The sequence below is a fragment of the Serratia sp. PF-27 genome (assembly GCF_030053255.1).
Classification (GTDB): domain Bacteria; phylum Pseudomonadota; class Gammaproteobacteria; order Enterobacterales; family Enterobacteriaceae; genus Serratia; species Serratia bockelmannii.
Map to the genome: position 1 here is coordinate 207,535 of NZ_JASGBT010000020.1, position 22,321 is coordinate 229,855.

The 22,321-nt window shown below is 62.4% G+C and carries 25 protein-coding genes; 10 read left to right on the top strand and 15 right to left on the bottom strand.

Annotation, left to right across the window (positions count from 1 at the left end; translation table 11 throughout):
• Nucleotides 1-11: 11 nt before the first annotated feature.
• Together prpC and prpB are read right to left on the bottom strand one after the other, a co-directional pair.
• A complete protein-coding gene (gene prpC / locus QMZ29_RS13960) occupies nucleotides 12-1,175 on the bottom strand; it encodes a bifunctional 2-methylcitrate synthase/citrate synthase (RefSeq protein WP_089180679.1) in 1,164 nt (387 codons plus the stop codon).
• A 33-nt stretch (nucleotides 1,176-1,208) separates the two neighbouring features.
• Nucleotides 1,209-2,099, bottom strand: coding sequence for a methylisocitrate lyase (gene prpB / locus QMZ29_RS13965; RefSeq protein WP_261424002.1), 891 nt, complete (start codon nucleotides 2,097-2,099; stop codon nucleotides 1,209-1,211).
• Between the two features lie 245 nt (nucleotides 2,100-2,344).
• Here prpB and prpR point away from each other — a divergent pair, with 245 nt between their 5' ends.
• The gene (gene prpR, locus QMZ29_RS13970; protein ID WP_025302066.1) at nucleotides 2,345-3,946 is read left to right on the top strand and encodes a propionate catabolism operon regulatory protein PrpR; all 1,602 of its coding nucleotides are present in this window, start codon (nucleotides 2,345-2,347) and stop codon (nucleotides 3,944-3,946) included.
• A gap of 3 nt (nucleotides 3,947-3,949) precedes the next feature.
• Here prpR and QMZ29_RS13975 read toward each other — a convergent pair whose 3' ends face one another.
• On the bottom strand, nucleotides 3,950-4,858 hold the full coding sequence (locus tag QMZ29_RS13975) for a DMT family transporter (RefSeq protein ID WP_261424008.1): 909 nt from the start codon (nucleotides 4,856-4,858) through the stop codon (nucleotides 3,950-3,952).
• 136 nt (nucleotides 4,859-4,994) lie between these two features.
• Here QMZ29_RS13975 and QMZ29_RS13980 point away from each other — a divergent pair, with 136 nt between their 5' ends.
• Nucleotides 4,995-5,429, top strand: coding sequence for an Lrp/AsnC family transcriptional regulator (locus QMZ29_RS13980; RefSeq protein WP_025302064.1), 435 nt, complete (start codon nucleotides 4,995-4,997; stop codon nucleotides 5,427-5,429).
• Here the strand turns inward: QMZ29_RS13980 and dinG are convergent, their stop codons facing one another.
• From dinG to QMZ29_RS14000, 4 genes are all read right to left on the bottom strand, one after another.
• Nucleotides 5,430-7,628, bottom strand: a complete 2,199-nt coding sequence (gene dinG / locus QMZ29_RS13985; protein ID WP_151429131.1) for an ATP-dependent DNA helicase DinG — start codon at nucleotides 7,626-7,628, stop codon at nucleotides 5,430-5,432. It abuts the gene before it with no gap.
• 66 nt (nucleotides 7,629-7,694) lie between these two features.
• Complete coding sequence (locus tag QMZ29_RS13990) at nucleotides 7,695-8,087, bottom strand: tautomerase family protein (RefSeq protein ID WP_089180676.1); 393 nt, start codon at nucleotides 8,085-8,087, stop codon at nucleotides 7,695-7,697.
• On the bottom strand, nucleotides 8,077-8,409 hold the full coding sequence (locus tag QMZ29_RS13995) for a carboxymuconolactone decarboxylase family protein (protein ID WP_025302061.1): 333 nt from the start codon (nucleotides 8,407-8,409) through the stop codon (nucleotides 8,077-8,079). Before QMZ29_RS13995 ends, QMZ29_RS13990 begins: the two co-directional genes overlap by 11 nt.
• 124 nt (nucleotides 8,410-8,533) lie before the next feature.
• Entirely contained in the window at nucleotides 8,534-9,190 is a 657-nt protein-coding gene (locus tag QMZ29_RS14000; RefSeq protein WP_025302060.1) for a glutathione S-transferase family protein, read from the bottom strand.
• Between the two features lie 241 nt (nucleotides 9,191-9,431).
• On the opposite strand from QMZ29_RS14000, the gene ompC reads away from it, so the two are divergent.
• The 3 genes from ompC (at nucleotide 9,432) to QMZ29_RS14015 (ending at nucleotide 12,408) form a co-directional block, all read left to right on the top strand.
• Nucleotides 9,432-10,529, top strand: a complete 1,098-nt coding sequence (ompC, locus tag QMZ29_RS14005; RefSeq protein WP_025302059.1) for a porin OmpC — start codon at nucleotides 9,432-9,434, stop codon at nucleotides 10,527-10,529.
• A 179-nt stretch (nucleotides 10,530-10,708) separates the two neighbouring features.
• Complete coding sequence (locus QMZ29_RS14010; RefSeq protein WP_043137039.1) at nucleotides 10,709-11,560, top strand: GNAT family N-acetyltransferase; 852 nt, start codon at nucleotides 10,709-10,711, stop codon at nucleotides 11,558-11,560.
• A 17-nt stretch (nucleotides 11,561-11,577) separates the two neighbouring features.
• Nucleotides 11,578-12,408, top strand: a complete 831-nt coding sequence (locus tag QMZ29_RS14015) for a 5'-nucleotidase, lipoprotein e(P4) family (protein ID WP_043137035.1) — start codon at nucleotides 11,578-11,580, stop codon at nucleotides 12,406-12,408.
• A 384-nt stretch (nucleotides 12,409-12,792) separates the two neighbouring features.
• On the opposite strand, the gene QMZ29_RS14020 is transcribed toward QMZ29_RS14015, so the two are convergent.
• From QMZ29_RS14020 to QMZ29_RS14050, 7 genes are all read right to left on the bottom strand, one after another.
• Nucleotides 12,793-13,191, bottom strand: coding sequence for a GNAT family N-acetyltransferase (locus tag QMZ29_RS14020; RefSeq protein ID WP_072008228.1), 399 nt, complete (start codon nucleotides 13,189-13,191; stop codon nucleotides 12,793-12,795).
• Between the two features lie 50 nt (nucleotides 13,192-13,241).
• Entirely contained in the window at nucleotides 13,242-13,760 is a 519-nt protein-coding gene (locus QMZ29_RS14025; RefSeq protein WP_261424057.1) for a GNAT family N-acetyltransferase, read from the bottom strand.
• A gap of 2 nt (nucleotides 13,761-13,762) precedes the next feature.
• Nucleotides 13,763-14,332, bottom strand: coding sequence for a helix-turn-helix domain-containing protein (locus QMZ29_RS14030; protein WP_060432694.1), 570 nt, complete (start codon nucleotides 14,330-14,332; stop codon nucleotides 13,763-13,765).
• A gap of 70 nt (nucleotides 14,333-14,402) precedes the next feature.
• Nucleotides 14,403-14,714: an AzlD domain-containing protein gene (locus QMZ29_RS14035; protein ID WP_043137027.1), complete on the bottom strand. Its 312-nt coding sequence runs from the start codon at nucleotides 14,712-14,714 to the stop codon at nucleotides 14,403-14,405.
• Nucleotides 14,711-15,421, bottom strand: coding sequence for an AzlC family ABC transporter permease (locus tag QMZ29_RS14040; protein ID WP_043137025.1), 711 nt, complete (start codon nucleotides 15,419-15,421; stop codon nucleotides 14,711-14,713). Before QMZ29_RS14040 ends, QMZ29_RS14035 begins: the two co-directional genes overlap by 4 nt.
• A 71-nt stretch (nucleotides 15,422-15,492) precedes the next feature.
• The gene (locus tag QMZ29_RS14045; protein WP_089180675.1) at nucleotides 15,493-16,341 is read right to left on the bottom strand and encodes a helix-turn-helix transcriptional regulator; all 849 of its coding nucleotides are present in this window, start codon (nucleotides 16,339-16,341) and stop codon (nucleotides 15,493-15,495) included.
• 30 nt (nucleotides 16,342-16,371) lie between these two features.
• On the bottom strand, nucleotides 16,372-17,826 hold the full coding sequence (locus tag QMZ29_RS14050) for an MFS transporter (RefSeq protein WP_025302051.1): 1,455 nt from the start codon (nucleotides 17,824-17,826) through the stop codon (nucleotides 16,372-16,374).
• A 103-nt stretch (nucleotides 17,827-17,929) separates the two neighbouring features.
• Between QMZ29_RS14050 and QMZ29_RS14055 the strand changes: the two genes are divergently transcribed.
• From QMZ29_RS14055 to QMZ29_RS14070, 4 genes are all read left to right on the top strand, one after another.
• On the top strand, nucleotides 17,930-18,583 hold the full coding sequence (locus QMZ29_RS14055; protein WP_025302050.1) for a helix-turn-helix transcriptional regulator: 654 nt from the start codon (nucleotides 17,930-17,932) through the stop codon (nucleotides 18,581-18,583).
• Between the two features lie 176 nt (nucleotides 18,584-18,759).
• Nucleotides 18,760-19,254 (top strand): DUF2878 domain-containing protein, encoded by a 495-nt coding sequence (locus QMZ29_RS14060; protein ID WP_025302049.1) that lies wholly within the window; start codon nucleotides 18,760-18,762, stop codon nucleotides 19,252-19,254.
• Between the two features lie 110 nt (nucleotides 19,255-19,364).
• Complete coding sequence (yedA, locus tag QMZ29_RS14065) at nucleotides 19,365-20,288, top strand: drug/metabolite exporter YedA (protein ID WP_025302048.1); 924 nt, start codon at nucleotides 19,365-19,367, stop codon at nucleotides 20,286-20,288.
• 103 nt (nucleotides 20,289-20,391) lie between these two features.
• Complete coding sequence (locus tag QMZ29_RS14070; RefSeq protein ID WP_162837922.1) at nucleotides 20,392-20,568, top strand: YohO family small membrane protein; 177 nt, start codon at nucleotides 20,392-20,394, stop codon at nucleotides 20,566-20,568.
• Here the strand turns inward: QMZ29_RS14070 and QMZ29_RS14075 are convergent.
• On the bottom strand, nucleotides 20,556-21,467 hold the full coding sequence (locus QMZ29_RS14075) for a LysR family transcriptional regulator (protein WP_043137014.1): 912 nt from the start codon (nucleotides 21,465-21,467) through the stop codon (nucleotides 20,556-20,558). The two genes, QMZ29_RS14070 and QMZ29_RS14075, sit on opposite strands and share 13 nt — an antisense overlap.
• A 134-nt stretch (nucleotides 21,468-21,601) precedes the next feature.
• Here QMZ29_RS14075 and QMZ29_RS14080 point away from each other — a divergent pair, with 134 nt between their 5' ends.
• Nucleotides 21,602-22,321, top strand: a complete 720-nt coding sequence (locus QMZ29_RS14080) for an SDR family oxidoreductase (protein ID WP_025302046.1) — start codon at nucleotides 21,602-21,604, stop codon at nucleotides 22,319-22,321.

Genomic DNA, 22,321 nt, shown 5'->3' on the forward strand with positions numbered 1-22,321 from the left:
ACGACCGGCGCTCAGCGCTGATCCAGCGGTACGAAGGCTCGCGCTTCCGGCCCGGTATAGTTGGCGGACGGGCGAATGATTTTGTTGTCCTGCCGTTGCTCGATGATGTGCGCCGACCAGCCGCTGACGCGCGCCATGACGAACAGCGGCGTGAACATTTCGGTGGGCACCCCCAGCTGGTGGTAAGACACCGCCGAGAACCAGTCGAGGTTGGGGAACATGTTTTTGGTGTCGTGCATCACGCTTTCCAGCCGATCGGCGATGTCATACAGCTTCATCGCGCCCGCTTCCTGCGACAGGCGCAGTGCGATCTCTTTGATCACCTGATGGCGCGGATCGGAGACGGTGTACACCGGGTGCCCAAAGCCAATCACCACCTCTTTGTTGTCGATGCGGCGGCGAATGTCGGCTTCCGCTTCGTCCGGCGTTTCATAGCGTTGCTGGATCTCCAGCGACACCTCGTTGGCGCCGCCGTGCTTCGGCCCGCGCAGCGCGCCAATGGCGCCGACGATCGCCGAATAGACGTCGGATCCGGTGCCGGCGATCACCCGGCCGGCGAAGGTCGAGGCGTTGAACTCATGCTCGGCGTACAGGATCAATGACGCGTGCATCGCCTGTTCCCAGCTGGCGGAAGGCGCCTCGCCGTGCAGCAGGTGCAGGAAGTGGCCACCAATGGAATCGTCGTCGGTCTCCGGCTGAATACGTTCGCCGTTGTGGCTGTAGTGATACCAGTAGAGCAGCATCGATCCCAACGACGCCAGCAGCCGATCGGCAATGTCGCGCGCGCCGGCCGCGCCGTGCTGCTCTTTTTCCGGCAGCGTGCAGCCAAGGGCCGAAACGCCGGTGCGCATCACGTCCATCGGATGCGAAGCCGCCGGCAGCGCCTCCAGCACCGTGCGCACGCTGGCGGGCAGGCCGCGCAGCGCTTTGAGACGGTGTTTATAGGCCTGCAGCTCGTCGCGGTTGGGCAACTTGCCGTGGATCAGCAGATGGGCGACCTCTTCAAACTCGCAGTGGCGCGCGAGATCGAGGATGTCGTAACCGCGGTAGTGCAGATCGTTGCCGCTGCGCCCTACGGAACACAGCGCAGTATTTCCGGCGGGCACGCCGGATAACGCCACGGATTTTTTCGGCTTAACGCCAGTCGGGCTTTGCGGGGGGATCGCTTGGCTCATACTGTCCTCATTTGGCTTCTGCGTGAATGGCGCCTATTCGTCGCGTTGGCGAGCGAACAGAGCGTCGAGTTTCTCTTCGAACAAATAGTAGTTGATGCTTTCGTACAGCTCGTTGCGGGTCTGCATGGTGTCGATGACGCTTTTCTGCGTGCCCTCCTCGCGCAGGGCGCGGTACACCCGCTCCGCCGCCCGGTTCATCGCCCGAAAGGCCGACAGCGGATACAGCGCCATATCCACCCGAGCGCTGCGCAGCTCGTCGGTGGTGAACAGCGGCGTCGCGCCGAATTCGGTGATGTTGGCGAGGATCGGCACCTGCGTCGCTTCGGCGAAACGGCGGTACATGCCCAGTTCGGTGATCGCTTCCGGGAACAGCATGTCGGCCCCGGCCGCCACGTAAGCCTGAGCGCGCTCGATGGCCGCCTCCAGCCCCTCCACCGCCAGCGCGTCGGTGCGCGCCATGATCACGAAGTCCGGATCGCAGCGCGCATCTACCGCCGCCTTGATGCGATCCACCATCTCTTCGGTGGAGACGATGGCCTTATTGGGCCGATGGCCGCAGCGCTTGGCGCCGACCTGATCTTCGATATGCAGCGCCGCCGCCCCGGCCTTGCTCACCGAGCGCACCGTGCGGGCAACGTTAAACGCCGATGCGCCGAAACCGCTGTCGACATCCACCAGCAGCGGCAGCGGGCAGACGTCGGTGATGCGGCGAATATCGGTCAACACATCGTCCAGCGTCGAAATGCCCAGGTCCGGCAGCCCCAGCGAACCCGCCGCCACGCCGCCGCCGGAAAGATAGATGGCCTGGAACCCGGCCCGCTGGGCCAGCAGCGCATGGTTGGCGTTGATCGCGCCGGCGATTTGCAGGGGTTTCTCTTTATTCAGGGCCTGACGAAAGGCGAGCCCGGGTGAGCGCAGCGTCATGACGTTTTCTCCGATTAGCCAGATGAAACAGACAGAGCAAGGAGCGGGCCAGGTTTCACTTCGGTGAGGGGAAAAATTAAAAACGATAAAAATAAGTGAATTACAACATATTCAGCGCCATTGGCCTGGCAAAGGGATAAAAAACGTTTCAGTTAACGTTTCAATCGCGGTTTCAATCGGCATATTTGAAACATGACTGAAACAAGGCTACACCTAATGCAGCCACTTCCATTCGGTAACCCACCATGAGCGATCACATCACGCCATCCCGCGCGCCGGACAAACCGGTGATCTGGACTGTCTCCATCACCCGCCTGTTCGATCTGTTCCGGGACATCAGCCTCGAGTTCGACCATCTGGCGACCATCACCCCGATCCGTCTCGGCTTCGAGGAGGCGGTGCAGCACATCCGCGCACGCCTGGCTACCGAGCCTTGCGACGCCATCATCGCCGCCGGCTCCAACGGCGCCTACCTGAAAAGCCGCCTGTCGGTGCCGGTCATTTTGGTCAAGCCCGGCGGCTTCGACCTGCTGCAGGCGCTGAGCAAGGCGCGCAGAACCGCCGATCGGATCGGTGTCATCACCTATAAAACGCCCCTGCCCGCGCTGATGGAGTTCCAGCAAACCTTCGATCTGCCGCTGGAGCAGCGCAGTTACGTCACCGAAGAGGACGCGCGCGGCCAGATCGCCGAGCTGAAAGCCGCCGGTATTCAGGCGGTGGTCGGCGCCGGCCTCATCAGCGATCTGGCGGAAGAGGCCGGGCTCACCGCCATTTTTCTCTATTCCGCCGCCACCCTGCGCGCCGCCTTCAGCGATGCGCTGGACGTAACGCGCCTGATGCTGAGCGGCGGCAAACGCGGCGGCGATTACGCCGCACGCGATACCCTGCAGCCACGCTATGGGCTGGGCGATTTGCAGGGCGACTCCCCGCAGATGGAGCAGACCCGGCGCACCATCATGCTGTACGCCCGCTCGCCGGCGGCGGTATTAATTGAAGGAGAAACCGGCACTGGCAAAGAGCTGGCGGCGCAGGCAATCCACCGCGAATACTTTTCCCGGCGCGGCGCACCGTCCAGGGGGGCGACGCCGCCGTTCGTCGCCATCAACTGCGGCGCCATCGCCGAATCGCTGCTGGAGGCGGAACTGTTCGGCTATGAGGAAGGCGCCTTCACCGGATCACGGCGCGGCGGCCGGCGCGGGCTGCTGGAAACCGCCAACGGCGGCACTCTGTTTCTGGATGAGATCGGCGAAATGCCGCTGCACCTGCAAACGCGACTGCTGCGCGCGCTGGAAGAGAAAACTATCACCCGGGTGGGCGGGCAACAGCCGGTAACGGTCGACTTTCGCGTCATCAGCGCCACCCACACCCGCCTGGAGCAGGCGATTCAACGGGGCGGTTTTCGCGCCGATCTGTTTTATCGCCTGAGCGCCCTGCGGCTGCAGCTGCCGCCATTGCGGGCGCGCGGCGACGATATTGCGATGCTGGCGGAACACTTTCTGAAACAGTCGCTGGCGGCGCTCGATGTGCCGCTGACGGAGCCGCTGCGCACCGCCCTGGCCGGCTGTTACGCCGCGCTAAGCCATTACGCCTGGCCCGGCAACCTGCGCGAACTGCGCAACATGATGGAACGGGTAGCGCTGATGCTGAGCACCGGCGCAGCGCCGAGCGGTGAAACGCTGCAGTGGCTGTTGCCGGAGCTGGCGGCGGTCACGCCGCCCGAGACGCAGGCGGCGCCCATCTCCGCCCACGAAGCCCTGGCGCGGTGCGGGGGCGACCACGCCGCCGCCGCCCGGTTGCTCGGGATCAGCCGCACCACCTTATGGCGCCGGCTGAAAAAACCGAACTGAGCATCAGCCGGCGCGCCGGCCGTCCGAGGCCGGCAGCAGTCGCGCTCGCCGCTCGCCCAGCAGGTTCATGCCCGCCGCCGCCAGCAGGATGATCGCCGCGCCCAGCAGCTGCCATGCCGACAGCCGGTGGCCAAACGCCAGGCGATCCACCAACATGGCGGCGATCGGGTAGATAAACGACAGCGAGCCGATCAGGTTGGTGGGCAGCTTCTGCAGCGCACCGTACATCAACACGTACATCAGGCCGGTGTGCAACACGCCGAGCGTCGCCAGCATCCCCCACTGCCCAACGCTGGCCGAAACATGGAAATCCACCAGCGGCAACAGCATCACCGCCCCTACCGTCACCTGGATCAGCGCAATGAGATGCGGCGGCGTGCCCTTCAGCCGCTTGGCCGCCAGCGCCATCAGGGCGTAGAAAAACGCCGCGCCGAGCGCCAGCGCGATGCCAGCCAGATAATGGCTCTGCTCCCCCGCCTGCCGCGGCTGCGCCAGCACCACCAGCATCATGCCGCCGAACGCCAGCCCCAGCCACAGCAGCTTGCGGGCGGTCAGCCGTTCCCCCAAAAACAGCGCCCCCAGCCCCACCAGCATAAACGGCTGGGTGTTGTACACCGCGGTGGCGATGGAGATAGAGGCATAGGAATAGGCGGCGAACAGCAGCAGCCAGTTGATCACCAGCGCGACGCCGCCGGCGATCGCCAGCAGCAGCGTGGCGCGCGTCAGCGCATCGCGGCGCAGCTGGCCCAGCGCGCCGCACACCGCCAGCAGCACCAGCGCGCCTACCGCGCAGCGCCAAAACACCACGTTGATAACCGGCTGGCCGGACATCAACACAAACCAGCCGATAGAGCCGGAAATCAACATCGCCGCCGCCATCTCCAGCGATCCGCGTTTTATCTCTGCATTCATTCTGCGTTCCTCGAAGCTTGCCCAGAGACATAGCTTGCGGCTTCGCGGGGCGGCTTTCCATAGCATAAAAAAGGCAGATATGCTTAACTGCCTTTTTCTCGCAGCTATAATAAAGAAAACACCTAACGGAGGCGTTATGGATGATATCGATCGCCAAATCCTGACCATTCTGGCGGAAGATGCGCGTGCATCGTTGAAGACGCTGAGCGCGCAGGTGGGGCTGTCGTCGCCGAGCACGTCGGAAAGACTGCGGCGGCTGGAAGAAAGCGGCGTGATCCAGGGTTATACCCTGAACGTCAATCTGCAGGCGGTAGGCTATGCCTTCGAGTCGCTGGTGCGCATCAAGCCGCTGCCGGGCATGCTGAAGAAGGTCGAGCAGCTGATTCAGGCGATCCCGGAAGTGGTCGAATGCGATAAGGTGACCGGCGAAGACTGCTTTATCGTGCGGCTGGTGGCGCACTCGATGGAACAGCTCGACCATACCCTCGATCGGCTGGCCGAGCATGCGCAGAGCAACACCTCGATCGTGAAAACCACGCCGGTCAAGCGCCGCCTGCCGCCGCTGCTCTGATCAACGCCGCCGTTTGCGGGCGAACGGGTTGCCGCGCTTCTTCTCTTTTTTGGCCGCGTCGGCGGCGGATTTCAGCGCCGCCAGATGCGCCTTGTCGGCCTCCGGCACCGCGCGCTGCTCAATCGGGAACACCGGCAGCGACGCCAACAGCCGCGAACCGTAGTTTTTGGTCAACAGCCGGCGATCGTAGATCACGATCTCGCCGTAGCATTGGTTACTGCGGATCAGTCGGCCGACCTGCTGGATCAGGTTGAACGAGGCGCTCGGCAGGCTCTGCACTTCGAACGGATAGCGCTTCAGTGATTTCAGCCACTCGCCTTCGGTGATGATCACCGGGCTGTCGATCGGTGGGAACGCGATTTTGTGAATATGCACCTGGGTCAGCAGTTCGCCTTTCAGATCCAGCCCTTCGGCGAACGATTGCAGCCCCACCAGCACGCTGGCGACGCCCTTCTCCACCCGCTTGCGGTGCTCTTCCACCAGCCGGTAGCGCGGCTGGTCGCCCTGCACCAGCAGCATCAGCCGCAGATCGGTCACGTAGCTGAGGAAAGTCTGCATCGCCCGGTGGCTGCTGAACAGGATCAGCATGCCTTTGTGCTTGCCGCTCGCCTGCTCGGCGCGGAAAAACCGCGCCATCTCCTCGAGGTGCTCCGCCTCGTTGGCGATCGCCGGTTCATAGCGCATCTGCGGAATGACAATCTTGCCCTGTTCGACGTGATTGAACGGCGAAGAGAGCGTTTCGAAGCGATCGCCGGCCTTCTCGCTCAGCCCGCTCATCTCCTGCAAACGCGCGAAGCTGTTCAGTGAACGCAGCGTGGCCGAGGTGACCACCACGTGCGGCACCTTGCGCCACAGCAGCTTCTCCAGCTGGTCGCTGACGCGGATGCCGACGCAGTGCAAATACAGATGGGTAACGTTATCGCGCAGCTCGCGCGTGACCCATTTGGAGATCGGCGCGTTGGACGACTTGTCGAGCGCCGCCAGCCGCCACAGCTTGCTCATCGCCTCCAGATAGCCCAGCGTGCGGCTCATCTGAATGATCGCGCGATGCAGACGCACGATGTCGTGCTTGCCGGTCTGCTCGGTAAGATCGTTAAGCACGAACTCCGCCAGCCCCCGTAATGCATCGGTCAGTTTAAACAGCCGCGCGCAGCTCTCCACCATCTCCGCGGGCAGCTCGCCCATTTCAAAACGGTGCTCGGCCGCCACGCTATCGCCGGGCAGGTAGGCGCTGACCTGATGCTCGAAGATCTGCACCAGCTCGCGCAGCTCTTCGCAATGATTTTTCAGCCGTTCGCTGTTGGCCAGCCCCGGCGGATTTTTCGGCCGGTACTGCGTCATGCACTGCTCGACCTGACGCACGATCATATCCAGCTGCAGGTTGGTCGACAGCGCGGTGATTTCCCCGTCGATCTCCAGCGCGTCGCGCGCCACCTCAGGCAAATGATGGCCTTCGTCCAGCACCAGCAGCAATTCTTTCGGGTTCGGCAGCACCGATTCCGTCTCCAGCGCCGCCATCACCAGCGCGTGGTTGGCCACCACCACGTCGGCGCTCTCGATCTCTTTGCGGGCAATATAGAACGGGCATTCGCGAATGTAGTGGCAGTTGCGCCCCAGGCAGTTGGCCTTGTCGGTGCTCAGCTTGGCCCACAGCGGATCGTCGATGCTCTGCTGATAGTGATCGCGCAGCCCGTCCCACTCGAAGCGAGCCAACGCCTTGGTCAGTTTCTGGCACAGCGCCTGCTCTTCGCCGCTGGACGGCGCCAGTTCGTCGTCGAGGAACAGCGTCAGATCGCCCTGTTGACTGACGTCGGTGCTCATCGCCGCCAGGTTACGCGGGCAGACGTAACGCCCGCGGCCAAAGGCACCGGTAAATTTCAGATCGGGGATAATCTTCTTCAGCAGCGGCAAATCTTTGCTGTAGATCTGGTCCTGTAGCGCCACGTTGGCGGTGCTCACCACCAGCGGCTTGCTCTCCGCCCGCCCGACGGCGATGCCCGGGATCAGATAAGACAGCGTTTTACCGACGCCGGTCGGCGCCTCGATCGCCAGATGGCGCGGGTAGTCACCGGCCAACGTCTTCGCCACCTCGGCGATCATCTGACGCTGGGGCGCGCGGGAAATGAAATCCGGTATTTGCTGCTGCAGGGCTTTGTACCACTGGCCAATCTGATCTTTAACTGCGGAGGAGAGCGCCATTCAACTCTTATCTAAACGAAATGATGGCGCTATTGTCCCACAGACCGCCGGCGACGTCAGCCCGAGTTACGCCTGCGGATCGATCATCGAGGCGCGACCACCGCCGAACGACCACTCGTCCAACTGGGTGGTGGCGATCACCACCATCACATCCTCGGGGTTCAGCCGCAGCTTTTCCATCAGCAACGCCGCCAGCCGTCGGTAGAAACGCCGCTTGGTGTCGCTGTCGCGCGGCCGCCCGGCGGTGATGTAAAACAGCACGAAATCCGCGCTGCGCGGCCCGCCGAGATAGTCGCGATCGTAGATAAGCTCACCGGGGCGGTATTGATCGAACACCTGAAATTTGTCCGCCGGCGGCACCTCGAACGCCTCCACCAGCGCCTGATGCAGGCTGTCGGACAAGGTTTGCAGGTAGTCGGCGGATTTGCCCTGATGCAGGGCGATGCGGCTAAACGGCATGGGGCGCCTCCGGTTCCAGCTCGCGCAGGCGCGCCACGGCCGATGCCGCTGCAGGCCAGCCGGCGTAGAACGCCAGATGGGTGATGAGCTCGGCCAGTTGCTGACGCGCCACGCCGTTGCGCTGCGCCAGCTGCAGGTGAAACGGCAGCTGTTCCACGCGGTTGAGCGCCACCAGCGCGGCGACGGTGATCAGGCTGCGCTCGCGCGGGCTCAGCTCTGGCCGCTGCCAGACATCGTCAAACAATATGTTGTCGCTGAGCTGCGCCAGCTTGGGGGCAATATCGCCGAACGCCTGTTGCCCGGCCTGGGATTCTGATGGCATCACACTCTCCTGTCAGTTGCGGATAGCCTTACGCTACCCGCCGCCGCAGCGAGTGAAAATCGGGATTTTCGGCAGTATCGATTCAGAAAAACGGGAGGGTTCCCCGCCGGGCGGCGGGGAGGTTTCACGATTCCAGTGGGGCAACGCCGTCGAAATGGGCGCTCAGCAACGCATTCAGCTCCGGCCGCTGCTCTACCCGTTCGGCGATGGCGTACAGCCGCGGGCAGTGCTGCCGGAACCATGCGCGGCCCGGCCGCCAGTTGCACATCACCGCCACGTACAGATCCAACGCGCTGAAGCTCTTGCCGAGAAACCACGGGCCCGCTGCGCCGGCGGCGGCGTTCAGCTGCTGCAATAAACGCTCGCGATAATCCATCACCGCATTTTTCAGCTGCTCCGCCCCCGCCGCCTGCGGCTGCCAGCGCTGCGGATGGTCGGCATAGGTGAAGGTGGGGTAAATCTCCGCGTTAATGAACAGCAGCCAGCGCAGAAAACGCGGCAACAGCGGCGAGCCGCCGGGCGGCGCCAGTTCAGCATGCGGTGCGCGATCGTGCAGCAGCAGGATAATCGCCGCGCTCTCCGTCATCACTTCGTCATTGGGCAACACCAAGGTAGGCACCTGGCCCAGCGGGTTTAGCGCCAGCAGGCGATCGCGCTCCGGGCCGTCCTGCGTGTAGTCCACCTCCTCATAGCCCCAGGGGAACGCGGTCAACGCCAACGCGGCGGCCACGATCGTCGAACCGCAACCCTGCGTGCCGAACAAAGTATAAGTATCGTGCATGATTCCTCCCGCAGCGGAACAAGGTATCGATAACTGTAGACCAGCCGCCGACCGTCGGCTGAAGAAAAAATTCACCCTTTGCGCGACTTTTTTAATCGTTCGACATGAAAATGAATTTTTTGTCATAAATGGATCACATTACTACGGTAAAAATTCTCCGCCGCCAACAATCAGGCGGCACAGTGAAACAGCAATGCAACTGATGATAAGCGTCTTTCAATCGAATAAAGCAGGGTAACCCATGAAACGTAATCTTCTGGCCGTTATTATTCCGGCACTTTTACTTGCGCAAGCGGCACAGGCAGCAGAAATCTACAATAAAGACGGCAACAAGCTCGATTTTTACGGCCGTGTAAAAGCCCTGCATTATTTCTCCGATGATGCCGGCAACGACGGTGATAAAACTTACGTCCGTATCGGCTTTAAAGGCGCGACTCAGATTAACGATATGCTGACCGGCTACGGCCAGTGGGAATATCAGATCGCCGCCAACCATACTGAATCCGACGGCACTAAAGACACCAAAACGCGTCTGGGCTTCGCCGGTCTGAAATATAAGGATCTCGGCTCCTTCGACTACGGCCGCAACTACGGCATCATTTACGACGTCGGCGCCTGGACGGATATGATCCCTGAATTCGGCGACGATGCTTATATCAAGACCGACAACTTCATGAACGGCCGCACCAACGGCGTCGCCACCTACCGTAATAACAACTTCTTCGGTCTGGTTGACGGCCTGAAATTTGCCGTGCAGTACCAGGGCAAGAACGAAAACGACGGCCGCTCCGCCAGCAAGGCGAACGGCGACGGTTGGGGCCTCTCCTCCAGCTACGAAATCATCGACGGCCTGAGCGTGGGTGCCGCCTATGCCTCTTCCAACCGCACCGCCACGCAAAAAGCGGGCACCTTCGGTAAAGGCGACAAGGCCGATATCTGGGCCGGTGGTCTGAAATACGACAACAACAACGTCTACCTGGCCGCGACTTATTCGCAGAGCCGCAATATTGCGCCTATTTCCGGCACCGCCACCATCAATAACAATTCGACTTCCGTTAGCGGCTTCGCCAATAAAGCGGAAGGGATTGAATTGGTCGCGCAATATCAGTTCGACTTCGGTCTGCGCCCATCGCTGGGTTACGTTCAGCAGAAAGGCAAAGATATTGAAGGCATCGGCGATGTCGATCTGGTTAAATATTTCGACGTGGCGGCGACCTATTACTTCAACAAAAACATGTCCACTTATGTCGAATATAAAATCAACCAGCTCGATGACGACAACAAGCTGGGCCTGAAAAACGACGACGTCGTTGTTCTCGCCCTGACCTACCAGTTCTGATGTGATGAATGAATAACCACCACTGCAAACTTTAGCGTCACTTGATACCCAGAGTTTTATTTCGCCGGGCGGCTGCGTCCGGCTTTTTTGTTTTTATTTTCCCCGCCAACGAATCCCCCCGCTTGCCTTGCAAAACAAACGGGTCTACATGTATAGCTTTCCCCCGAGCGGAATCAGCCATGCACAACGACGGACGCTTCGACTTCCACAACGCCGTGCGCTACAGCAGCGACGAGCTGGCCAATATCCTCACCCACTGTTTTGAAAACTACATTGTACGCTTCGTGCTCGACGGGCCGGCCTTCGCCGCCCGCTTCGGCGCCGAAGACCTCAGCCTGAACGACAGCCTGATCGTCACCCATCGCCAGGAACCGGTGGCGGTGGCGCTGATCGCCCGTCGCGGCCGACACAGCCGGGTCGCGGCCTTTTCCATACGCCCCGAGATGCGCGGTCAGGGGCTGGGTAAGGCGCTGATGCAGCGGGTGGTGGCGGATGCCCGTCAGCGCGGCGACCATCGGCTGTCGCTGGAAGTGATCGAAGGCAACGAAGCCGCGCTGGCGCTGTACCATCGCGCCGGGCTGCGCATCGTGCGCACCCTGACCGGCCACCAGGCGCCGGCGGAAGTGCCGCCAGGCACGGCGGTGCTGCAGGCGGTCGATCCGTTGACCGTCAGCCATCGCCTGACGGCGGAAGGCGCCACCGACCTGCCCTGGCTGATTGCCCCCGAATCGCTGTTCAAGCTGCCGGGCACACCGCGAGCCTATACGCTCAATCGTCAGGCCTACGCCGTGGTGATGCCCGGCGCCGAGCACTGCTGGCTGCGCCTGATCTACGTGCCCCCGCAGCACCGCGGTCAGGGGCATGCCCGCGCCTTGCTAGCCGCCCTGCAAGCGCAGTTCGCCCCTTTGCCGCTGACCGCCAACGTCTTTGTGCCCGAGGTGGCCGCCCCCTTCTTTACGCATCTTGGCTGGCGTCAGGAGCCCCTGCGCCAGTTCGAGATGGATATGCTGCTGGACAGCCCACAAGACTAAAACCGAGAGAGAGAACGATGGCAGGAAAACAGGCAAGGAAACTCACCCTTGGCGCGGCAGTTGGCGTCGCGCTGCTGACGCTGGCCGGTTGCGCGCAGCCGCCGCATACCGACGCTCAGGCCCAGCAGCGGCTGGCGGATCAGTCGGTGCTGGCGGTGAACTGGTTCCAACAGTCCGGTGAATACCAGGCGCTGGCGCATCAGGCGTTCAACAGCGCGCAGCGCGCCTTCGATCAGGCCAAGGCCGCACCGGGCCGCAAAAAGGCGGTGGTGGTCGATCTGGATGAAACCCTGCTGGACAACAGCGCCTACTCCGGCTGGCAGGCGCAGCAGGGCCAGCCGTACGACGGCACCACCTGGGCCCAGTGGACGCAGGCCGAACAGGCCGGCGCGGTGCCGGGTGCCGTGTCGTTCGCCCGCTACGTTAACGCTCATCAGGGAACAATGTTCTACGTCTCGAACCGCAAGCAGAGCGAATACGCTGCCACGGTGGCCAACATGCAGAAGCTCGGCTTCACCGGCATGTCGGAAAAGACCGTCTTGCTCAGTACCGACACTTCCAATAAGCAGGCGCGCTTCGACGCCATCAAACAAGCCGGCTATGACATCGTGGTGTACGCGGGCGACAACCTGAACGACTTCGGCGCCGCGACTTACCACCAGGATAATGCGCAGCGCCGGGCGTTCGTCAGCGAGAACCAGAACAAGTTCGGCACCGAATTCATCGTGCTGCCCAACCCGCTGTACGGCGATTGGGAAAGCGGCCTGGCCCGCGACTACAACAAGCTGACGCCACAGCAGAAGCTGCAGGTGCGCCAACAGGCAATCAAAGCCTGGCACGGGCGCTGATTCAGGAATAGGGAGGAATGCTCCATATAACCTAATATTTTGTCAAAAAAGGATTAACGGCGCATGCCGCCGAACCAATGGGGACGTTAGTTCGGCGGCATGAACATGAAGAAATGCGTATGCTCAAATTTTGGGTTGTGGGTATCAGAAATGTGAGAAATCGGTATCGGCACCGCCCTGTGAGCCAATCCAACAACGCTTCCCGGTGAAACGAGTTCTTTCACTCTCCTTTCAGCAATATCAGAGAAGTTCGTCCCTTAACTCTCTCGATTTTAACCGCCCGAAAACCGTAGCGGCATCCGCTCTTTGATTTAATCTGGCCGTAACCTAAGCAGCAAAGCACGGCTCTTCAATGTCAAATGGCTATAGGGATTTGCAACATCATTACAGAACTTTTTCGAAACAGACCGCCTGCGCGTTACCTCGATAACGGCCATAGTTCTCGCGTACCCGATACCCCTGAGCCAGATAAAATTTGATGGCACGCAGGTTGACTCTTCGGGTTTCCAGCCACAGTTGTCGATACCCCAACCATCGAGCCTGCTGTTCCAGAGCATGCAATAATTTACGACCAATACCATTGCCAGGCTCACGTACATACATTCGTTTTAACTCTGCAACGCCCGACGTTAATCGACGCAGCGCTCCACAAGCTACGGCTTCATCGGCAGCATTGCGTACCAACATAAAACAACCTCCATCCGCTTCTATAGAAGCAGGATCAAACGAGGATGTACCGCTATCGCCGGTGATCTCAGCCAGTTGCACCGACAATTCCGCCATCAGTGCCAATGCGTCTGGGCTATCGACTTCACTTAATAGTATCCGAAGCCTCACAGCAGTTTGTACATATAGCAGGTGGCCTCCAACGCCCCGCCATCGCTGGCGCGGGCGTATTGCGGGATATCGCCCGCCGCCTCGAACCCCAATTGACGGTACAATCCCTGCGCCGCGCTGCCGCTCAGAGTGTCCAGCACCAACAGGCTGCGCCGATGACGCGCCGCCAGCGCCTGCACTTCCTGCATCAACAGCCGGGCGATGCCCTGCCGCCGCGCCTGCGGATGCACCATCAGCTTGACCACTTCCGCCCGGTGACGGCCGTTGTCCGGCATCGCCAACAGCAGTTGCACGGTGCCGACCGGCCGACCGTTCTCGAGCGCCACCAGCATCGCACGCTCTCCCCGCACCAGGGCCGGCAGCAGCCCCAGCCAAAACGCCTGCGCCTGTTCCAACGTAAAGGGCATGATAAAACCGATGCTGGCGCCGTGCGCCACGCTGGCGTGCAGCATCTCGGCCAACTCGGCCATGGCACTTTGCGCCGCATCGGCGTCCCACTGTTGCAATTCAATCATGGCTATGGCCTGCAGATAACGAGCGTGTAATGGGCCGGCTCATCGCCGGGGACATGGAAACGGGAGGCGCCGAACAGGCGGTAGCGCAGGCAGTCGCCGGGCGACAGCCGGAAAACGCGCCCTTCCAGGGTCAATTCCAGCTGCCCGGACAACAGCCAGAGGTGATGCTCCAGCGCTGGAATCGACGGCAGGTCGTAATCGATCTGCGCGCCGGCATCCAGCCGGGCTTCGATAAACTCGGCCTTATACAATGCGCCGGGCGGGGAAACGGAGCGACGGTGAAAACCGCTGGCCCGATCGACCCACACCGGCTGTTGCGGCGGCCGCAGCAGCTCCGGCGGTTCGTCTTCGATTTCGCTCAGCAGGCGCGACATGGTCAACCCGTAGGCGGCGCACAGCCGGTTCAGCAGCGACGCCGTCGGGCTGGTTTCGGCGCGCTCCACCCGCGAGAGCGTCGCCCGGCTAAGGCCGGTGCGCTGCGCCAACTCCTCCAGCGACCACGCCCGCTGCTGGCGCAAATCCGCCAGCCGCTGCGCCAACCTCAGGTCGGCCGTCTCCAAACCATTATCCACCGCTCATACCTCGCCTAAAAAATCTCATAAAAGAGAAATAATCTCAAATTAGAGATATGGCAAGCGAATTTTAAAAAATGCCGCGCAGCGCGATGAAAATCAGCATGCTCAGCAACACCACCGCCAGCATATTGCGTAGAAAGAACGCCAGTATCACCGCAAACACCGCCCCCCACAGGTAAGGGTTATCCGGCGCGGCGCGCAGCTGGTCGCCGCTGAAGGCGACAATCGGCCCGCAGATCGCCGTCAGCACCGCCGGCACGGAAAAGCTCAGCAGGGTTTTAACGCGCGGCGACAGACGCAGCGGCAACCCGGGCGCCAGAAAACAGTAGCGGTTGAAAAACACCACCAGCCCCATCAAAACGATCGTCAGCCAGATCATCGGCGCCCCCCGCTGCACAGCAGCCCGACCAGCATCGCCGCCACGGTGGCGATCACCAATGCGCCCGGCGTCTGGAAATGGTGCAACACGATGGAAAGCAGCAGCGCGGTCAGCACGCAGGCCAACACCGGCAGGCTGCGCACCAGCGGCACCACGATGGCGATAAAGGTGGCGGCGATGGAGAAATCCAACCCGTAACCGTCCAGATCGCCGGCGCTGCCGGCGGCCACGATGCCAAGCAGCGTGGAGAGAAACCAGCACAGGTAAAAGGTCAGCCCGGCGCCCAGCGCATACCAGCGGTTGAAACGCGCCGGCGTCTGTTCGCCGGTCAGCGCGAACAGTTCATCGGTGAGCAAGAATCCCAGCGCCAGCCGCCAGCGCAACGGCAGCGGCGCGATACGCTCCCGCAGCCGCAGCGCGTAAAGAAAATGCTGGGCGGTGACGAAAAAGGTCGACAGCAGGATCGCCAGCAGCCCGGCGCTGCCCTTGATCATGCCCATCGCCACCAGCTGCGACGCTCCGGCGAACACGATGGCCGACATGCCCAGCCCCTGCGCCGGCGTCAGGCCACTTTGCAGGGCCATCGAGCCCGCCAGTACTCCCCACGGCACCACCGCCAGGCACAGCGGCAAGATAGCCACCCCGCCCTGCAGCGCGGGGCGCAGGCGGGCGGAGGGCGGCGTGATGAGGGGGATTGAATCAGTCATGGGCTTCTCCTTGAGTTGAAGAAGCCAGCTTACGGCGCAGGCGTACACGGGTATTGCACCCGATTGCCCGGCTATTTCAGCGATTTGACGTAGTCGCCCGGCGTGACGCCCATCGACTTGCGAAAATGGCGGTGGAAATGGCTTTGATCGTGAAAGCCGCAGCTCAACGCACTGTCCAGCACGCTGTTGCCGGCCTTCAGCATGCCGCGCGCCTTGCGCAGCCGCGCCTGAATTTGATAGGCGTGCGGCGGCAGGCCGGTGGCCTGCTGAAACTGCCGCAGCAGGTAATAAGGACTGAGCGCCACGCGATCCGCCAGCTCCAGCAGCGAAATGTCCGCCTCGGGGAAATCGTCGAGAAAGGCTTTCACCCGCGCCACTTGGCTTTGCGCCCGGCTCTGCGGCGCAGGATCGATACGGCTTTTGCCGTGCCGCAGCATCAGCCAGGTCAGCGCCGAGAACACCATGGTCTCCTTCATCAGCCGGTTCTCATCGCTGCGCAGCAGGCTGAACGCCATGCGCAACTGGCCAGCCAGGCCGACGTCGTGCACCACCGGGTTGGGAAAATAAGGCGTCGCGCCGGCGCCGGTTTTCAGATCGCGCGATAAAAAGGCCAGTAGCTCCGGCGTCGGGTACATCGCCTGATACGACCAGCCCTCTTCGGTGGCGGAACTGCCAGTATGAATATCGTCGGCGTTGACCAGAATGATGCTGCCCAGCGGCGCCACGTGTTCGCCGCCGGTGCGGTAGAAGCGCTGGGCGCCATCGTCGATGACGCCCACGCAGAAGCCTTCATGGCTGTGGCGCGAGAAGGTTTGGCGGCGGTAGGTGGCCTGCAGCACTTCCAGCCCGCCAAGATCGTCGACGTGCATAAAATGAGCCTGCTCCCGGGATGCTTTGCGCGCTATGCCTTCCGCCTTCATCTTGCCTACCTCCGCTGAATGAGAGGCATTCTAGCACTCGCGCGAGGGCGGGTTTTGTACAAAATTGCCCGTCTCGGCCCCCGGCGGCGCGATCGCCGCGCAGCGCCAGGCGCTGAATACCGCCAGCAGCGGCGCCAGCGCGAACGCCAGGAACAGCCAACGCGCCGCCGATGCCGCGCCCGTCGCGCCACCCGGATCGTTCAGCCCCGCCAGGTTGGCGATCATCCCGGCCAGCGCCGCACCGAATGCGGTGGCGAACAGCTGCACCGTGGTAATTGAAGCGCCGGCGATATCTTTGTCCGCTTCAGGTGCCACCTGCAAAATGCGCGTCAGCAGGTGCGGCCAACCGAAGCCGATGCCGAATCCCACCAGCAACAGCGCAATGACGATCGGCGCCAACGCCTGCCAGTGGCCGCCGGACGGCATCGGCATCAGGATCGCCAGCGCCAGCAAGCCCACCAGCACGAACAGCGGCCCGCTGACGATCGCCCGGCGAATGCCCGCTCCGCGCCAGCCGGAGCTGAGGATCTCGGACAACGTCCAACCGGCGGCCATAGCGGCGGCGATATAGCCGGAGATCAGCGGCGACTGGCCGTGCAGCAGCTGCAGGAAATAAGGCACGAAGATTTCGCTGGTCATGCCGATCACCAGCAACGCGGTCGTGATGTACAACGCCGCCAGCGATGAGCCGCGCCGCAGTGCGCCGTGCGGCAACAGGCGGGCGCGCGAGTGCGCTTCGCGCTTCAGCAACCAGGCCATCAGCACCAGCGAGAGCGCGATGCCCGCCAGGTTGATCCAGGCACTGTGCGCCAGGCTGCCGGCGGACACCACCAGCACCGCCACGGTCAGCAACAGCAGCTGTGCGGTCGGCAACGGTGCGGCCGCCTGCTGCGCTTTGCCCTTGGGCAGGATCAGGAAGGTAAACGCGGCGTACAGCGCCATGATCGGCAGCAGAATGCCGAAGGCCCAGCGCCAGGCGTTCAGTTCGGCGAAAATACCGCCTACCGCCGGCCCCACCAGGGTGGCGATGCCCCACATCGCCGAGATGAGCGCCATGGCGCGCGGCCACAGCCGCTGCTCGAATACCAGATTGATCATCGCGTAGGAGAGCGCAAAGATCAGCCCGCCACCAAAGCCCTGCACCGTGCGGCCGATCAGCATCACCGGCATGCTCGGCGCCAGCGCGCACAGCGCCGCCCCGGCGATGAAGAACAGCGAAGCCACCAGATAGGCGCTGCGCGCACCGTAGCCGCTGAGCAAGCGGGCCGACAGCGCGGAGCCGAGGATAGACGCCACCACGAACAGCGTGGTGTTCCAGGCATAGAGATCCAGCCCGCCGATATCCTGCACCACCGAGGGCAAGATGGTGGTGGCGACCAGAATATTGATGGCATGCAGCGCCACGCCGAGCGAGAGCGCGATCGCACTGGCCGCATTTTTGCCAGAGAAAAGGTCGCTCCAGCGGCTATCGTCATGGGTTATCACGGTTGTCGTCCTGTTTTCAGAGGAATGGCATTGAGTTGATCATAAGATTGCGTTAAATTTAACAAGAGTTATCTTGGAATAAGTTAGGGCGAGGCGGAGAAATATGTCAAGAATAAACTTGGAAAATAGCGGAAAGACCGCACAATCGGTCAGTGACCGCTTGCTGACGCTATTGAAAACCCGCGGCCCGCAGCAAGCTTCTGACGCAGGAAAGGTGCTCGGCACCACCGGTGAGGCGGCCCGCCAGCAGTTCGTCAAGCTGGCGAAAGAGGGGCTGGTCGAAGCGGTGGCGGAAACGCGCGGCGTAGGCCGCCCGGTACAGCTGTGGCATTTGACCTCGGCCGGCAATGCGCGCTTTCCCGATACCCATGCGGACCTGACGGTTCAGCTGCTGCGCACCGTGCGCGACAAGCTGGGCGAACAGGCGCTCGACGTGCTGATCGAAACCCGCGAGCAGGAAAACCGCATCAACTACAAGCAGGCGATGATTGGCGCCGCCGATCTGCAGGAGCGCGTGGCGCGCCTGACCGAGATCCGCTGTCGCGAAGGGTATATGGCCGAATGGCGCCAGGAGGAGGACGGTGCCTATCTGCTGGTGGAAAACCACTGCCCGATCTGCGCCGCTGCCACCGTCTGCCAGGGCTTCTGCCGGGCGGAGCTGAGTATCTTCACCGAAGTGCTGCAGGCGCAGGTGGAGCGCGCCGAACACATTCTGGCCGGCTCGCGCCGCTGCGCCTACCGGATTTCGCTCCTGTAACACCGGTTTTTGCCCACGTTTTCAACCGGTACAGATTATTCTGCTTGTGCACCCCACACCTTCCCTTCTAAGGTTGAATTAACGAACATTCAGGCAAACAGCGGGCCTCGCGCCCGCTTGGCAAATCCGTCGGCGCTAAGCGCGCAGCGGCAGAGTAACCCCACGGGAGTTGAACGATGAAGAAGCCGCATGCCGGATTCTGGCTGGCGACGCTGGGACTGGGCGTTTGCTGGCTGCTGGCGCTGCTGACTCGCGATCGGCTCAACGGCCTACTGCTGGCCGGCGCGGCGCTGGCGCTGATCTTTACCCCTGCCACCCGCCGTAAGGGCGCGGCTCTGGCTGCCCTGGGCGGTATCGGCATGGATGGGCTATGGAGCTACAGCGGCGTGCTGCACTACAGCGGGCAACACGGCCTGCCGCTCTGGACCCTCGCGCTGTGGATCGGCTTCGGCTGCTGGTGGTATTGGCTGCTGGACGTGGTCAGAGCGGCGCCCTGGCCGCTGGCGGTGCTGGGCGCCGCCGTCGGTCCTTTCGCCTACGCCGTCTCCTGGAAGCTGGGCGTGTTACTGCCCGGCGTGCCGCCGGAGTTCATGCTGCTGTTGCTGGCCGTCGGCTGGTCGATTTACCTGCCGGCCGTCAGTTGGCTGCAGTGGAAGCGGCGGAACAGCTGAACGGCTTGCGGCAGTCGGGAAAAATAATGCCGAAAGCCATTGCTTATCGGTTGCCCAATCGGGTTTACTGAGCGTTCTAATAATAATCATCCCTGCAAAAACACATCCCTATGCTTAGCCAACAAAGCCGTAGCGTCCTGCCGTTGATCGGGGCGTTGTTCACGTTATATATCGTTTGGGGTTCCACCTATTTCGTCATTCGCCTCGGCGTCGCGCAGTGGCCGCCGCTGATGATGGCCGGGATTCGCTTTCTGATTGCCGGCATCGTGCTGTTCAGTTTCCTGGCCTGGCGCGGCCACGCGCTGCCGACGCCGAAGCAGTGGCTGGCCGCCGGCGCCATTGGCATTCTGTTGCTGGCGGTAGGCAACGGCCTGGTGACGGTGGCGGAACACCAACATGTGCCGTCCGGCATCGCCGCGGTGATGGTGGCGACGGTGCCGCTGTTCACCCTCTGCTTCAGCCTGCTGTGGGGCATGCGTAACACCAAACTGGAATGGGCCGGTATTGCGCTCGGGTTAGTGGGCATCGTGCTGCTCAACACCGGCAACAACCTGGTGGGCAACCCGACCGGCGCGCTGTTGATCTTGCTGGCGTCGGCCAGTTGGGCTTTTGGCTCGGTATTGGGATCGCGCATCTCGCTGCCGGCCGGGCCGATGGCCGGCGCGGCGGAGATGCTGGTCGCCGGCGTGGTGTTATTGGTCGCCAGCCGGCTGAGCGGCGAGCACCTGGCTCAGATGCCGAGCACCGGCGGCTTTCTGGCGCTCGGGTACTTGATTGTCTTCGGCTCGATGCTGGCGATCAGCGCCTATATGTTCTTGTTGAAGAATGTGCGCCCGGCGGTCGCCACCAGCTATGCCTACGTCAACCCGGTGGTGGCGGTGCTGCTCGGCATCGGCTTTGCCGGCGAATCGCTGGCGCCGCGCGAGTGGCTGGCGCTGGTGATCATCGTGGCGGCGGTGGTGCTGGTGACGCTGGGAAAATACCTGTTCGCCCGCCCGGCCAACGTACAGGCCATCGACTGCGAACGGCGGTGATCACAAAGGGCGGTCTGCGGGCCGCCGTTAAAAACGATTCTTGTTTCACCCGGCGAAGGGGCTATAATTCCCGCTGTTCCAAGCAACCTGCGAAATTATTCCTATGCTGAAAAAAGCGTTCCTCATCGTCATCGCCCTGTGCGCCTTCGGTTCTCTGGGCGGCGTATTCCTCGCCGGGCTGAACATCTACACCCGTTCCACCACCCCGCATGAAGAAAGCGCGCCTGCCGGGGATACCGCCGCCACGCCGGCGCAAACCGAAACCCTTCAGGCCAAGTGATCGTCCATCCAACGCTGACAGCGCTGCTGTAAAAAGCGCTGCAGCTGCCTGACGCGTTCCGACACCTGCGAGCGATGCGGGCAGACCAGATTGATCGGCACCGCGTCGCTGCGCCATTCCGGCAACAGCTGCACCAGCCGCCCGGCGCGAATGTCGGCCACCACGTCGATCGCCGACTTGCGCACCACCCCGTGGCCAGCCAGCGCCCAGCGCCGCGCCACCTCGCCATCATCGGTAAAATAGCTGCCGTTCAACGGCACTTCGATCAGTTCCTCACCGCGCCATAGCCGCCATTCCACCTGTCGTTTGCCGCTGGGCTGATACACCAGAATGCTGTGCCGAACCAGATCGGCCGGCGTTTGCGGCGCGCCATGCCGCCGCAGGTAATCGGGGCTGGCGCAGATCAGCCGCCGGTGCTGCGGCAAAATGGGCAGCGCCACCAGCGAAGAGTCGGCCAACGGCCCGAAACGGAGCGCCACATCCACCGGTTCGCGAAACAGATCGGCCTGCCGATCGTTGATCAGGAGCTGCAGCTGAATATGCGGGTGCTGCAGGCGGAACTCATCCAGCCAGCAGAGCAGCAAATTGCGGCCAAAATCCGACGGCGCGGAAATCTGCAGTACCCCGGACAGCCCCTGATGCTTCTCGCGGATCGCCTGCTCTCCTTCGGCCAACGCGCCCAGCGCCAGGCGCGCGCTGTCGAGATAGCGGGCGCCCTCCTCCGTCAACCTCAGGCTGCGGGTGGAACGCACCAGCAGCCGCGCGCCCAGCTGCTGCTCCAGCCTTTTCACCGCGATGCTGGCCGCCGCCGGCGTCATGTCCAGCGAGCGCGCCGCGGCGGAAAAACTGCCGCCGTCCACCGTGCGGACAAACACCTCGAGATCGACAAATGAGGTCATGTATTTCCCCTCTTTTTAGCCCAATCAATTATTAATATTAATTTACAAGTGTTTGCTATTAGGCGGGCTTTTTTCCTCATTTTCAATCAGGAAAGATAGATCCCGTTGAAACTTACCTAAAAAGAGGCCTTAACATGACGATTCCCGACTCCCCCCTGAAACGACAAAAGCTGGTGATCCTGGGCGGCACCAGCGGCATTGGCGCCGCGGTGGCCTACGCGGCGGCGGCGCGCGGCGCTGAAGTGGTGCTGGCTTCGCGTCGCCTTCCCCACGCCGGGGAGAAAAACGACGCGCTGCATCTGATGCAGGCCGATCTGACCGATGAAGCATCACTGCATGCGCTGTTTGCCGCCGTCGGCGCTTTCGACCATCTGGTGATCACCGCCGGGCCGTTGGTGGACGCGAAACCGCTGGCGGAGACTGCCTTTGAGCAGGCGCAGGCCGACTTCAACGTCAAATTCTGGGGCAGTTTGCGCGCGGTGCAGGCGGCGCTGCCGACGCTGGCGCCGCAGGGCTCCATCACCCTGACCTCCGGCCAGCTGTCGCGTAAATACCTTGGCGGTCAGTTGATCAAAACCGGCATCAACGCCGCGCTGGAAGCGGTCGGCAAACAGTTGGCGAAGGAGCTGGCGCCGCGGCGGGTGAACGTGGTCAGCCCCGGCATCACCGCCACCGAAGCCTACGACGGCATGAGCGCCGCGCAGCGTCAGGCGCTGTTCGAGCGCGTAAGCGGCAGCCTGCCGGTCGGCCGGATCGGCCAGGCGGCCGACGTCGCGGCGGGTTACCTGCTGGCGATGGAGAACGGTTTCGTCACCGGCAGCGTGATCGACATCGACGGCGGCGGCCTGCTGTAA